Source organism: Umezawaea endophytica (assembly GCF_025061645.1).
Classification (GTDB): domain Bacteria; phylum Actinomycetota; class Actinomycetes; order Mycobacteriales; family Pseudonocardiaceae; genus Umezawaea; species Umezawaea endophytica.
Genome location: NZ_JANYMP010000027.1, coordinates 61,312 through 74,025, shown reverse-complemented (window position 1 = coordinate 74,025; position 12,714 = coordinate 61,312). Strand labels below are relative to the sequence as shown.

15 protein-coding genes are annotated in these 12,714 nt (G+C 69.3%); 9 read left to right on the top strand and 6 right to left on the bottom strand.

Going from position 1 to position 12,714, the window contains the following annotated elements; all coding sequences use genetic code 11:
• The first annotated feature begins 139 nt into the window (after positions 1 to 139).
• From NZH93_RS39265 to NZH93_RS39255, 3 genes are all read left to right on the top strand, one after another.
• Positions 140 to 1,273 carry an acyltransferase family protein gene (locus tag NZH93_RS39265; RefSeq protein WP_259628389.1) on the top strand — a complete coding sequence of 378 codons (1,134 nt, stop codon included), beginning with the start codon at positions 140 to 142 and terminating at the stop codon, positions 1,271 to 1,273.
• 94 nt (positions 1,274 to 1,367) lie between these two features.
• Positions 1,368 to 2,648, top strand: a complete 1,281-nt coding sequence (locus NZH93_RS39260) for a sensor histidine kinase (protein WP_259628388.1) — start codon at positions 1,368 to 1,370, stop codon at positions 2,646 to 2,648.
• Positions 2,645 to 3,274, top strand: a complete 630-nt coding sequence (locus NZH93_RS39255) for a response regulator (protein ID WP_259628387.1) — start codon at positions 2,645 to 2,647, stop codon at positions 3,272 to 3,274. Before NZH93_RS39260 ends, NZH93_RS39255 begins: the two co-directional genes overlap by 4 nt.
• Before the next feature lie 21 nt (positions 3,275 to 3,295).
• On the opposite strand, the gene NZH93_RS39250 is transcribed toward NZH93_RS39255, so the two are convergent.
• Positions 3,296 to 3,901 (bottom strand): TetR/AcrR family transcriptional regulator, encoded by a 606-nt coding sequence (locus tag NZH93_RS39250; RefSeq protein ID WP_259628386.1) that lies wholly within the window; start codon positions 3,899 to 3,901, stop codon positions 3,296 to 3,298.
• A gap of 183 nt (positions 3,902 to 4,084) precedes the next feature.
• Between NZH93_RS39250 and NZH93_RS39245 the strand changes: the two genes are divergently transcribed.
• Complete coding sequence (locus tag NZH93_RS39245) at positions 4,085 to 5,053, top strand: alpha/beta hydrolase family protein (protein WP_259628385.1); 969 nt, start codon at positions 4,085 to 4,087, stop codon at positions 5,051 to 5,053.
• Between the two features lie 56 nt (positions 5,054 to 5,109).
• Complete coding sequence (locus NZH93_RS39240) at positions 5,110 to 5,709, top strand: NADPH-dependent F420 reductase (protein WP_259628384.1); 600 nt, start codon at positions 5,110 to 5,112, stop codon at positions 5,707 to 5,709.
• A 48-nt stretch (positions 5,710 to 5,757) separates the two neighbouring features.
• Here NZH93_RS39240 and NZH93_RS39235 read toward each other — a convergent pair whose 3' ends face one another.
• Together NZH93_RS39235 and NZH93_RS39230 are read right to left on the bottom strand one after the other, a co-directional pair.
• Positions 5,758 to 6,096, bottom strand: a complete 339-nt coding sequence (locus NZH93_RS39235) for a hypothetical protein (RefSeq protein ID WP_259628383.1) — start codon at positions 6,094 to 6,096, stop codon at positions 5,758 to 5,760.
• 90 nt (positions 6,097 to 6,186) lie between these two features.
• Positions 6,187 to 6,903, bottom strand: coding sequence for a siderophore-interacting protein (locus NZH93_RS39230; protein ID WP_259628382.1), 717 nt, complete (start codon positions 6,901 to 6,903; stop codon positions 6,187 to 6,189).
• Between the two features lie 88 nt (positions 6,904 to 6,991).
• Between NZH93_RS39230 and NZH93_RS39225 the strand changes: the two genes are divergently transcribed.
• Positions 6,992 to 7,573 carry a TetR/AcrR family transcriptional regulator gene (locus NZH93_RS39225; RefSeq protein ID WP_259628381.1) on the top strand — a complete coding sequence of 194 codons (582 nt, stop codon included), beginning with the start codon at positions 6,992 to 6,994 and terminating at the stop codon, positions 7,571 to 7,573.
• An 83-nt stretch (positions 7,574 to 7,656) separates the two neighbouring features.
• Here the strand turns inward: NZH93_RS39225 and NZH93_RS39220 are convergent, their stop codons facing one another.
• Positions 7,657 to 8,847 carry an FAD-dependent monooxygenase gene (locus NZH93_RS39220; RefSeq protein ID WP_259628380.1) on the bottom strand — a complete coding sequence of 397 codons (1,191 nt, stop codon included), beginning with the start codon at positions 8,845 to 8,847 and terminating at the stop codon, positions 7,657 to 7,659.
• 163 nt (positions 8,848 to 9,010) lie between these two features.
• Here NZH93_RS39220 and NZH93_RS39215 point away from each other — a divergent pair, with 163 nt between their 5' ends.
• A complete protein-coding gene (locus NZH93_RS39215) occupies positions 9,011 to 9,922 on the top strand; it encodes a helix-turn-helix transcriptional regulator (protein ID WP_259628379.1) in 912 nt (303 codons plus the stop codon).
• A 79-nt stretch (positions 9,923 to 10,001) separates the two neighbouring features.
• On the opposite strand, the gene NZH93_RS39210 is transcribed toward NZH93_RS39215, so the two are convergent.
• Positions 10,002 to 10,886, bottom strand: coding sequence for an SDR family oxidoreductase (locus NZH93_RS39210; protein ID WP_259628378.1), 885 nt, complete (start codon positions 10,884 to 10,886; stop codon positions 10,002 to 10,004).
• A gap of 87 nt (positions 10,887 to 10,973) precedes the next feature.
• Here NZH93_RS39210 and NZH93_RS39205 point away from each other — a divergent pair, with 87 nt between their 5' ends.
• Positions 10,974 to 11,540 carry a TetR/AcrR family transcriptional regulator gene (locus NZH93_RS39205; protein ID WP_259628377.1) on the top strand — a complete coding sequence of 189 codons (567 nt, stop codon included), beginning with the start codon at positions 10,974 to 10,976 and terminating at the stop codon, positions 11,538 to 11,540.
• Positions 11,541 to 11,847: 307 nt separating this feature from the next.
• On the opposite strand, the gene NZH93_RS39200 is transcribed toward NZH93_RS39205, so the two are convergent.
• Positions 11,848 to 12,168, bottom strand: coding sequence for a hypothetical protein (locus NZH93_RS39200; RefSeq protein WP_259628376.1), 321 nt, complete (start codon positions 12,166 to 12,168; stop codon positions 11,848 to 11,850).
• A 165-nt stretch (positions 12,169 to 12,333) separates the two neighbouring features.
• Between NZH93_RS39200 and NZH93_RS39195 the strand changes: the two genes are divergently transcribed.
• Positions 12,334 to 12,537, top strand: a complete 204-nt coding sequence (locus NZH93_RS39195; RefSeq protein ID WP_259628375.1) for a hypothetical protein — start codon at positions 12,334 to 12,336, stop codon at positions 12,535 to 12,537.
• The last annotated feature ends 177 nt before the right edge of the window (positions 12,538 to 12,714 follow it).

Genomic DNA, 12,714 nt, shown 5'->3' with positions numbered 1-12,714 from the left:
TCCTCCAATCGGAGGATGGAGGGGGTCTACCGCGTCCGCGGTGATCCCCGCCCGCGTGGTCGATCCGGCGCGCCACTGTGGGCGGCAGCCTTTTGCACATGGCCATCATCGACAAAGCGAGATCTTGCAAGGAAGTCCTGTGACAGCACGAACTGACGTCGCCAGGACTTCGCCCTCCAAACGCATCTCCTCCATCGACAACCTCCGCGTCTTCCTGACCGTCCTGGTGGTCGCGCACCACTCCGCGGTTCCCTACAGCAACCTCGACCTCTGGCCCAACTGGCAACAGCCTGCTTCGCCGTCCGCGGCGGCGCCGTTGGACCTGCTGCTCCTGGTCAACCAGACGTTCTTCATGGGGTTCTTCTTCCTGCTGTCCGGATACTTCGTACCCGGCGCGGTCGACCGGAGAGGGCCGGGCACGTTCGCGGTCGAGCGCCTGAAGCGGCTCGGGATTCCGTTCCTCGGGTTCATCGTGCTGCTGCGGCCGTTGTTCATCCTGCCGACGTACCTCGACCTGCCAGCCTCGACCCGGCCGTCCTTCGCGGTCTACTACTTCACCTCCTGGGAGGTCGGGCCCGCCTGGTTCCTCGAAGTGCTGTTGATCTTCTCGCTCGCGTACGCGCTCTTCCGGCACCTGCGCGCGGCCGCGGAGCCAGTGCGGTCACGACCGTTGCGGCGGCGGGAACTGCTCGCTTTCGTGCTCGTCCTCAGCGTGATCACCTACGTGTGGAGGATGGTAGTCCCGCATGGCACCGATGAACCGGTGCTCGGACTGCCCAGCCCCGCCTACCTGCCGCAGTACGTGCTGCTCTTCGCCGCCGGGATCGCCGCGCATCGCCGCCGCTGGTTCGCGACGCTCCCGCGGAGATCCGGCCGGTTCGGCGTGCTCCTGGTGGTGGTGTCGTTCGTGCCGCTGGCGCTGGGTGGCTACCGGGGTTTCGGGGCGTCCGGTGTGCTGGCCGGTCACGACCTCGCCCACCTGGCCCTGGCCCTGGCGGAGTCGCTGTTCGCGGTCGGCGTCGTCCTGGTCCTGCTCCGCGCGTTCGAACGCTTCGTCGCCGGTACGTCGCGGTTCAGCCGCTACCTCGCCGACAACACCTTCGCCGTCTACCTCGTGCACGCGCCGGTCATCATCGGAGTTGTCGCTGTACTGCAACGACTCGACGCGGCACCCGTGCCGAAGTTCCTGCTGACACTGGTGCTCGCCGCGGTCGGGAGCTGGGCGATCTCGGGCGCTCTGCGCCGTGTGCCCGCCATACGGGCGGTGGTGTAGCACGACTTGGCTGCACGCGGACGTGAGATCATCGCAGGACGCCATGCTCCTGGCCGGGAGTCCGGCATCGAGGTACTTCCGCTGGAGTCGGGTCGTGGGTGTCGAGGCCGAGTTGCGCGAGGAGTTCGACCGCTGGGAGCGCAAGGAGACCGCGGTCCTGAGGGTGCTCCCGTACCCGCTGCTGGCGGTCAGCGTCGTGTTCGCCCTGCTGCAACCGCTCTGGAACTCGGAGGTGCACCTCCCAGGGGTGCTCGCGCTCTCCGCTCTGCTCACCGCGTGGGTGGTGTGGTTCCACACGCTCCATCCGGAGTCGCACCACAAGAGCCCGCTGATGGGCGTGTACTACACGGGGCTCGTGGCGATGACCGCCTGCCTAGTGCTGCTCACGCCCTGGTTCGGCTTCTTCGCCTTCACCGGTTACGTGCACGCCTTCCAGTACCTGAAGGGCCGGTGGCGCTACGTCGGCGTGGCCGTCACGTCCGCGGTCTCGGCGGTCTCCTACGTGGGAGGGGCGGAGGACATCACGGCCGACGAGTGGTGGAAGTGGCCGGCCGTCAGCGTGCTCACCACGGTGATGGCCACGGCGGCCTTCTACGCCGACGTGATGTCCGACCGGCGCAACCACCGGCAGAAGCGGGCGCTGGTCGAGTTGCACAGGGCCAACGCCGAGCTGGAGACCGCGCTGGCGGAGAACGCGGGCCTGCACGCCCAACTGCTGGTGCGGGCCCGCGAGGCCGGAGTGCTCGACGAGCGGCAGCGGATGGCTCGGGAGATCCACGACACCCTCGCCCAGGGGCTGGCAGGCATCCTCACCCAACTCCAGGCCGCCGAGCAGGCGCCCGCCGAACCGGCGGTGTCGCGTCGGCACGTGGCGAACGCGATGGACCTGGCCCGCGAGAGCCTCACCGAGGCCCGTCGGACGGTGCACGCCGTGGGACCGTCCGCGCTGGCGGAGGCCCGCCTCCCGGACGCGATCCGCGACGTGGCGAAGCGCTGGTCGGAGGTGAACCGCGTCGAGGCGGTGGTGACCACGACCGGTGACGCCCGGCCGATGCACACCGACGTCGAGGTGGCACTGCTGCGGACCGCGCAGGAGGCTCTCGCCAACGTCGCCAAGCACGCACGAGCCGGTCGGGTCTCCTTGACCCTGTCGTACATGGAGGACCTGGTGACGCTCGACGTGCTGGACGACGGCGTGGGTTTCCTGCCCGACGCCGAGCGCACCGGAAGCTCGGCGGATGGGGGCTTCGGGCTCGTGGGCATGCGGCAGCGGGCGCAGCGCCTCGCGGGGCGACTGGACGTCGAGTCCGAGCCCGGCGGGGGCACCGCGATCACGGTGACGGTGCCGGCGATCCCAGTCGGGAGCACGATGTGATCTCGCTGCTGATCGTCGACGACCACCCGGTGGTGCGGGACGGGCTGCGGGGCATGTTCGGCACCGACCCGCGCTTCCAGGTGGTCGGCGAAGCCGGTGACGGCGCGGAAGCGGTCGCGACCGCGGAGCGCCTCCGCCCCGACGTGATCCTCATGGACCTGCGGATGCCCGGAACCGACGGGGTCGCCGCCATCAGGGAGTTGGCGAAGCGCGGGGTGCCGTCACGGGTGCTGGTGCTCACCACGTACGACACGGACAGCCACGTGCTGCCTGCCATCGAGGCCGGCGCCACCGGTTACCTCCTGAAGGAGGCGTCGAGGACGGAACTCGTCCACGCGGTGGAGGCCGCGGCACGCGGGCAGGCGGTGCTTTCCCCCGCCGTCGCGACCCGGCTCCTGGGACAGGTGCGCAAACCAGCCCCGGCACCGCTGTCCCAGCGCGAACTGGAGGTGCTGGAGCTGATCGCCCTTGGCTCGACGAACCGCGAGGCGGCGAAGCGACTCTTCATCAGCGAGACGACGGTCAAGACGCACCTGCTGCACGTGTACGCGAAGCTGGGCGTCAACGACCGAGCAGCCGCGGTGGCCGCCGCGTTCTCCCGCGGCTACCTGGCGTTGCGGGACTGACGGCCGATCCGGGCAGGAACCCTAAGGGTCCAGCTTGAGCGAGCCGTGGCCGACGTTGGTGCGGTCGGCGATGGCGCGGATCAGGTGCAGCAGGTCGTGGTGGAGTTCGTCGGTCATCCGGTCCTCGGCGACGCCGCGGAGGAACATGTGGTTGACGCCCCTGATCGCGGCTCGACCCGCGGCTTCGACCAGGTCGTCGCGATCGGTTCCGTCGAAGGGGAAGCCGGTTCCGGGGGTCCGTTGTGAGACCTCGGCCTCCGCCATGGCGACCACGCCGGGGTTGGCCAGGGCCATGGCGCGGGTGAGTGCGGCTTCCTCTTGGTCGACGTTGTCGCGCAGGTCGTGCCACCACCTGTCCACCAGATCGATGAACTCCACGGTGGGATCCTCTTGGTACAGCGCGATGACCCGCTGCTCGATGGACGCGGGCCATTCCGTGATGAAGTCGAGCTTCGACGGGAAGTAGCCCGTCACGGTCCGCGGCGCGACCTCGGCCACCTCGGCGATGTCGGCGATCGTGGTCCGCTCGTACCCGCGTTCGGTGAACAGGCGCAGGGCCGTGTGCAGGATCAGCCGCCGCCGTCGTGCTTTGGACCGTTCCCGAAGCCCCGGACCGTCACTGGTCACCGTCGCACTCTCCCGCACTCCGTTGATCATCACTCGCGCACGCCTCAGCATACATGCGCCCCATGGTGAAAATGCCCGCTTGTGCAAACTTGCCGTGCATGGCAATCTTTTGCTCGGCGATCGAAGACGATCACCCCCACCGAGTCCGTCGAGCAACGGACCAACGGCCTGAGAGGAACAACCATGAGCACGTCCTACGCGGACGCCGCCGGCCTGCCGGTCAGCGATCCCACCCCCATCGTCAGCTACAGCCCCGTCTCGCTCGAGGTGCCGGGCAGGCCCGTGCCGCTGGAGATCAAGATCTCGGCACCCGTGACCGGGACCGACCTGCCGGTGATCCTGCTCTCGCACGGGCACGGCATGGCCAACTTCCTCTCCTCGCTGCGCGGTTACGGCCCCGTCGCGGACTTCTGGGCCGCTCACGGGTTCGTCGTGATCCAGCCGACGCACCTGGACTCCACCGTGCTCGAACTGCGCGACCAGGACCTGCCGGACGCGCCGCTGTTCTGGCGTGACCGCGTCGTCGACATGCACGTCGTCCTCGACCACCTGGAGGAGGTCCTCGCCGCGGTTCCGGGGCTGCCGGGCCGTGTCGACACCGAGAAGGTGGCCGCGGTCGGGCACTCGCTCGGCGGCACCACGGTCTCGCTGCTGCTGGGCATGCGGGTGTCCGACCCGAACGACCCTCGGGAGAAGGACCTCTCCGATCCCAGGGTCAAGGCAGGCGTCGTGATCGGGGGACCGGGCATCGCCGACGAGCACTTCTCGCCGTGGGCCGCCGAGCACTACCCGATGATGAAGTACCTCGACTTCGGGCAGATGACCGGCGACGCGCTCGTCATCGCCGGAGACGAGGACCTGAACCCCCACTTCTCCTCCCGGCTCAGCTACCGCTGGGACGCCTACACCCACAGCCCCGGCGGGAACAAGACGCTGCTCACCTTCCTGGGCGCGCAGCACCTGTTCGGCGGGATCTCCGGCTACGACGCCGCGGAAACGTCCGACGAGAACCCCGAACGGGTCGCCGCGCTGCGGGCGCTGGTGTGGGCCTACCTGCGTTCCCGGTTGTTCCCCGGCGACCTGTCCTGGGACATCGCCGTGAAAGCCCTGGAAACCCGGAAGTCGCCCCTGGCGAAGGTCGAAACCAAGTAGCCCGCGACGTGCGGTCGCTCGTCGCTCAACCGTCCGAACTACCCAGGGAAGAACCCATGAAAATCGCGATCCTCGGCACGGGCAAGGTCGGCTCGGCACTGGGGACACGACTGACGTCCACCGGTCACCACGTGGTCTACGGATCGCGGACGCGCGCGGGTGAAGCGGGAACGCTCAGCCCGCGCGAGGCCGTCGCGTCCAGCGACGTGGTCGTCACCGCCATCCCCGGCACGGCCGTGCTCGGTGCCTTGGAGGAGATCGGGGATGACGTGCTGGCCGAGAGGATCGTGCTCGACCCCTCCGCCGCTTTCACCCCGCGGATGACGATGGCCTACCCCGGCGATAGCGTGGCCCAGCAGGTGCAGGCACGTTTCCCGCGAGCCCGTGTCGTGAAGACGCTCAACACGATGAACTTCACCATCATGGTCGACCCACTGGCGTCATTGCCCCAGGCGACCGTTTTCGTCAGTGGCGACGACAGCGCGGCCAAGACCGTGGTCACGGGCTTGCTCGGTGACCTGGGATGGCCCGAAAGCAGCGTCCTGGACCTGGGCGGCGTCGACACCGCCCTGGCCACCGAGCATGCTGCCCCCTTGTTCTTCGCGACCGTCAGAGCCCTGGGAACCGCGAGGTTCAACATCTCCATCTCCCGGTGAGGGGTTGACGGATGGCGCGGTGAACGGCTTCCGGAGTTGGACGCGGCCTCATCGCGGTGACGGTGAACCAGGGCCTCGTTCCTGCTCGAACGGCTGGGACCACTCCGTGCGGTGGTAGCCGTTGGCTTGCGCGACGTTGCCCACGGTGGAGTCAGTGTCGGGCTCCACCACGTCAACCTGCTCGGCGGCGGGCAGCTTCCACCACCCCGAGCACCCTTGTACGCAGGGGTGGCTCACCTCGGTCAAGATCATCTTGCCGTCCGGGCCGGGGGAGGGCTGTTGCCAGGTCATCGACCCGCTACCACCGCAGAGGTCGCAGTGGGGGACGGATTCCGAGGTCATGGGGACAGCATCCGTCAGGACGACCGATTTGAGACGGATCGTCACCTTGATAGAGCATGTCGTGGCCGTCCATGTGGGCGACGCCCGTGGGCCCGCGTCAGTCCTGGCGTTCTCGGAGCGCTTCAAGATCGATGGCTAGTCCATGCCCTTGCGTCCCGGGGTCCAGAACGGCTTCGTGAGCACGTTGCGGCGCGGCCAGTTCCGCTCCTCGACCAGGTGGCGGCGCACTAGCTGGATCGTCCGGGCCTCCCCGGCCAGATAGGCCCGGCCCGGCTCGGCGGGCAGTTCCAGCCCGCGGACGGCCTCGACCAGGGTCTCGGAGGAGGCAGCGGAGCGCCCCTGGCGGTAGATCCACTCCAGGTTCGTGCCGGGTCCCAGTTCCAAGCGCTCCTCGGGCGAGTCGACCTCGAGTACACCGAAGGCCCGTGCGTCGGTCGGCAGCGCCCGCAGCATCGGGCCGTACGCGGCCTGGGCGGTCTCCTCCCCGGCGAACAGGTGGTACGGGGCGGGGGTGGTGACGAAGCTGCCCTGCGGTTTCATCATCAGCAGCTCGTCACCCGGCCGGGTGGTTCGCGCCCAGTGGGCACCGGGCCCGTCCCCGTGGTCGAAGACGACGAGCTGCATGGTCTGGTCGTGGTAGCTCCACACCGTGTAGGTGCGCAGCGTGCCCACCAGCCAGTCGACGGCGGCAGGCCCGGCCGCCACCTGCAGCCGCACGTGCTGGCCGGGCAACCAGTCGAGTCCGGCCAGGTCGGGCCCGGTCAGCGTGACCAACCGCAACCGCGGCCCCAGCGACTCGGTCGCGTGGACCTGGGCGGCGACCAGCAGACGGTCGAGCAGACGACTCTTCACGATCGACCCCTCAGCATCGCGGTCAAGGGGGAGCCCTTGCCGATCGACAAGCCGTGCCTTGTCGATCGGCAAGTTATACCCTGTCGCCGTGACCGCCGCCAACCCCACTCCCAAGCCGATGCGAGAGCGCATCGTCGACGTCGCCGTCGACCTGTTCGCCCGGCAGGGATATCAGGGCACATCGCTGCGGCACATCGCCGAGCGGCTCGACGTCAGCAAGGCGGCGGTGTACCACCACTTCCACGCCAAGGACGACATCGCCCGCACGGTCGTCGGCCGGGCCCTGGACGTGCTCACCGAGGCATCCGACCGACTGGTGGTGGCAGGCACCGACCCAGGCGCCTGGCAGCGGGCTCTGCCCCAGATCATCGACATCGCCCTGCGGCACCGGCAGATGCTCGTCGTCCTCGAACGCAACGAGGACGTCTTCCACGCGCTGTTCGCCAACGACCCCGAACTCGGCGCCCGGATGGCGCGGCAGAACACGAAGCTGTCCGTCCTCTTCGCCGATCCGCGGCTCGAACCGCGGGTCCGGGTCCGGCTCGGCAGCACGTTGGGCGCGATCTTCGGGCCGCTGGTCATGCTCTCCGACCACTACGAGGACCTGCCCGCCGATCAGTTGCGCGAACAGCTCATGGAGGTCATCAAGGCGCTCCTGGGCGACCTCTGAATCCAACACGGGCACGGCAGACCACATGATCACCAGGTGCGGCTGGAGTACTGGCCGCTGTCGCGCGGATCGTCGACACGCCGCTAGTGGCGGTAGGCGGTCCGGCTCGGGTACTCGGGCAGCGTGAGACCGTGGGCCGGTTTCGTGGCTTCCCGGAGCGCGAGGCGGCCACCCACACGACTGCTGAGGAAACGGTTGCGCAGGAACAACGTCGTGCGGCTGCCGGGGGCGAGCAGCTTCGCCGCGGACCGTCCGCCTTCCTGGCAACGGGTGGCATAGGGCCGGACGATGTGTTCGTACCGGTCGAACGCGGCGGCGTGATCGCCTCCGGCCCGCTCGAGTTCCCCGGCCAGGACGTAGGCCGCGACGATCGCGGTACCGGTTCCCATCCCGCCGAAGGTGGCGCCGCACGCCGCGTCCCCGAGCAGGGCGACCCGGCCGGAGGACCACGATGGAACGTCCACCCTGGCGATGGCGTCGAAGTACGTGTCGGCTGACCTGGGCAGTGCGGCGAGCATCGCGGGCACGTGCCAGTCCTGCCCGCCGTAGACCCTTTGCAGCACTTGGTGTTGTCGTGGCCGGTCGCCCCTGGTGCCCGGTAGCGGACCAGAGGCGAAGATGGCCAGCACGTTCGCCAGGGCCGGATCACGGACGCTCGCGGACAGCGCGATCGCGGTTCCCGGCCGATTGTGCGCCAGCACCTCGCCACCCAGGTCCCGGTCCCAGGGCATGTCCCACCCGGCGAGGTAGTAGCCCAGCGGGCTGACGAACCGCTCCTCCGGGCCGAACGCGAGGCCGCGGACGCGCGAGTGCATCCCGTCGGCGCCGATCACGAGGTCGAACCGGCGCGCAGGCGCCTTCTCGAACGTGACGTCCACGCCGTGCGGTGACTGTTCCAGCCCGGTGATGGTGTCGCCGAACACGTACTCGACCGTGTCAGAGGTCGTCCGGTGCAGCACTTCGGACAGATCCGACCGGGCGATTTCCAGCTCCCCGCCGGTGAACTCGGCCGGGAGGCGCAGCAACGACCGGCCTCGTCCGTCCACGAATCGGGTGGGGCTGCCGCCGGTGCTGTGGGCGCGCAGCTCGTTCACGATCCCCATGCGTTCCAACACGGTCATGTGCGTCGGGCCGCGGAAGTCCACCACGTACCCGCCCTGTCGCAGCGCGGGCGCCATCTCGACCACCGTGACCTCGAAACCGAAGCGGTCGAGCCAATAGGCCAGCGCTGGGCCTGCGACGCTGGCACCGGAGATCAACACACTTGTCGCCATAACCTGCTCCGGCTCCTCAAACACTGTCGAAGATGACGGCCGACCGGCCTGGTCCCGACCTTGGCGCGTGCCGGGCCTCGCAGCCACGGACTGACGATCAGTGGCTAGCACGCCAAAATGGGCGTCGCCGTTCCTGTCGACCTGGAGTGCAAGGATGACGCCCATGAGGCGACCACTTGCCGAGAACGGTGACGGGCACGGGGAACCGGGTCGCCGTCGGACCGACCCGGTCGAGCTCGGGGACTTCCTGCGCCGACGCCGGGAGGCGTTGTCCCCCGAGCGAGTGGGCACCTCCCATTACGGCCGCCGCCGGACTCCGGGGCTGCGTCGCGACGAGGTGGCGGCGTTGGCCAGCATGTCGACCAACTACTACGAACGGCTGGAACAGGCTCGCGGCCCGCAACCGTCCGCGCCGGTGCTCGCCGCCGTCGCGCGCGCCTTGGACCTGACCGCGGACGAACGCGACCACCTCTACCTGCTCGCCGGACAGACCCCGCCCGTACCGCTCCTCCGGTCGCCTCGGGTCGACCCCGAACTCGTCTCGATCATGGACGCCCTCGTCCCGACGACGATCGCGCTCCTGACCGACGACCTCGGCGGCGTTCTCCGGCAAAACCGGGTCGGCGTGGCCGTGTTCGGCGACTTCGCCGGTCGACCGGGCCGGGCGGGCAACCTGATCTGGCGGTGGTTCACCGATGAGCGGTGGCGGGACGCGCTGACCCCGGCCGCGGACCAGGAGGAGACCGCGCGTTCCTACGTCGCCGACCTGCGCGCGTCGACCTCGGCGCGCGGTCGTGACGAACCCGCGCTCAGCCTCATCCGGGACCTGTCCGCGGTGAGTGCCGAATTCGCCGAGCTGTGGGACCGCCACGAGGTCGCGTTGCTGCGACCCACGACGAAGACCCTGTTGCACCCCAACGGAAATCTCGACGTGAAGTGCGCCGTGGTGCGTGCCCGCGAGGCGGGCCAACGACTGCTGACCTTCCAGCCCGTCCCCGGTACCGGCACCCGATCCCGTCTGCTTCGACTCGGCGAACAGCGCCCTCGTGGTCAGGGCCGCGTCGAAGTCGACTAGCGCCCTCCGGAACCGTGCGTCAGTCACCTGACCGCGCACGACCGGGGTTGGGTGACCGCGAGTGCGGCGCGGGCTGATCTCAGGGCTCGATGTTCTCCAGGTCGTCGAGGAGGCTCGGGTGCTTCGGCACCCATCCGAGGGCCTGCCGGGTGTGCGCGCTGGTCGCAGGCTGATCAGTCGCGAAGCTCGGGCCCATGATGGGGCCGAAGGACTCGGTCGGCATCTGCCGCACCGGCAGGTCGAGGCGACGGCCGATGACCGCCGCGATGTCTCGCACCTGGTCGCCCTCGTCGGCCACGGCGTGCCAGGCGGTCCCGGCAGGCGCCTGCTCGAGGGCCAGCCGGAAGAGCACCGCGGCGTCGAGCACGTGCACGGCCGGCCAGCGCTGAGTGCCGTCGCCGGGGTAGCCGACAACCCCGCTCTGGCGGGCGATCTGGGTCAACACGCCGGCGAATCCGCCGTTGCCCCGGTTGTGGACCGTGCGCGGCAGGCGGATGGCCGAGCTGCGTACCCCGCGCGTGGCCAACTCCAGCACCGCCGTGCTCGCACGCACGCGGTCCCCGCCCGGCCCGTCGGTCGATCCGGGGTCGGCCTCGGTGACGACGCGCCCCGGTACCACGGGCGTGCCCGCGGCGATGACGAACGGGCGGTCGCTACCCTCCAGTGCCGAACCGATGACCTGCTGAGCCGCCGCTTCCTCGGCGATCGACGCGGCGACCGCTTCGGGGCTGCTGTAGTCCTTGCCGAACGCCACGTGGATCACTCCATCGGTCCTGGCGGCCCCGGCCCGGAGGACGTCCACGTCGGCCAGGCCGCCACGGAGGGATTCAGCCCCGGCCTTCTCGGCCGCCCGCGCGGACGCGTCGGAGCGGGCGAGGGCGAGGACGGTGTGACCGTGGCCGAGCAGTTCGGCCACGACAGCGGACCCGACCAGGCCGGTGCCACCGGTGATGAAGACGCGCATGCGAAGCTCCCGCAAGTGATGGGATAAAGGTCCCATCACGGTAGCAGAAGTGACGGGACCAAGGTCTCGTCACCTATGCTGGGCCGTATGTCGCGATGGAAACCCGATGCACGCGAACGCCTCGTCCTGGCCGCGCTCGACCTGTTCATCGACCAGGGGTACGACGCCACCACGGTCGCGCAGATCGCCGAGAGCGCCGAGGTCACCAAGAGCACCTTCTTCCGGCACTTCCCCAACAAACGAGAGCTGCTCGTGGTGGGGCAGGAGGCGTTGAGCCAGATGCTGGCCGAGGGAATCGCCGAGGCGCCCGAAGGCGTCGGCCCGCTCGACGCGGTCGCCGCCGGCCTCGTGCGCGCGTCCGCGTTGATGGGGCCGGAGGTCCGCGAGATCGGTCCCCGGCTCAAGAAGGCCCTCGCTGCCAGCACCGAGCTCCAGGAGCGAGACGCGCTCAAGAGCGTCGCCCTCGCCGCCGCGATGACGACAGCCCTGCTCGACCGGGGGGTGCCCAAGGTGAGCGCGGCCCTGGCTGGCGAGATCGGCGTCCTGGCCTTCAAGCGGGGGTACGCCGCGTGGGTCGAGAACGACCGATTCGACTTCGGCACGCACACCCTCGAGGTGCTGCGGGAACTCCGCGAGGCCCGCGCCGCCTTGTAGCCGACGCGTCCGCTTGGACCAGCAAGTCCCAGCCCGGCCTGGGCACGTGCTCGTGCAGGTTGCTGAGCGCGACCACGTCACGGGTGTGGCCGCGTACGGGCGCTGTGCATCGCATGGCTTGAGTTCTCAATGCGAGCACTGACAATCTTGGTTTGAGCAGGTCGCACGATGGGTGGCGGCACCCGAACCAACCGAGGAAGCGAGCCTGGTGGCCGGGCGGCGGCGGTCACTAATGGAGGGAATGCTGCCCGGTCCGGCTGCTGTCCCGGCCCACGTCGGCTCACGGCCTGGCCATGACCGGCAAGCCCTATTCGCGGTAGCGACTGCGGCTCAGTGAATCGCCCAACCCCCGCATGTCACGGGCCATGCGGTCCATCGCGTCGGTGTGATCGCTCAACGCCGCGGCGTCCGCCTCGACCCGCGCGGCGGCTTGGTCGTTGCCGTAGCGCAGTTCGTGGTAGATGGCCTTGAGCAGATGGACCTGAGCCCAGGCCAGCGAGCCCAGTTCCGCAGGTTCGCCCAACTCCACGTCGTCGGCGTCGGCCAAGTTGCCCTTGGCCAACTCGAACAGTTCCTCTGCCTGGGCACGCTCGGGGTGCACGACAGGCTTGTCTGCGTCACTCACCATGATCGTGACCGTAGCGTTTGGCCACGACCGACGACCGACCTAACACCACTTAACACCCTGACGGCCGCGCACGACGACCTTCGAACCGATGACCTCACCCGCCCGCAGGCGAAGCGCCGCAACGAGCAGAACCTCTGGGTCTACGACGCGCGGATTCCGGCGGAGGTGACGTTGGAGCAGGCCGCGACCGCCCTCGCGGTGGCCGACGGCAGTCCGGCCCGCGCCAGGGCGGCGAAGGACGCCATGCCCAAGGCTTTGCAGGAAGCGGTGCGACTGCTGCTGGCCGGTGAACCGCTCACGCCGCCGCCCGACGTGGTGCGGCAGTGGCGCGAGCGCTTGGTCCAGGATGGGATCTTCCCCGAATCCTGACCTGCTGCTCCCTCAACGGACGTCCGAACGGCCCGACCTTTGCCCAGGTCGAGGCCGTTTCGCGTTCGGGTGGCTCTAACGTCACCCGATTGAATCAGGATTGAACCCTGTTTTTTCGGGGATCGCGTGCTTGCTCAGCGTGAGCGGGCCGGGGGAGTGGGTGAGCACCGTCCGGAC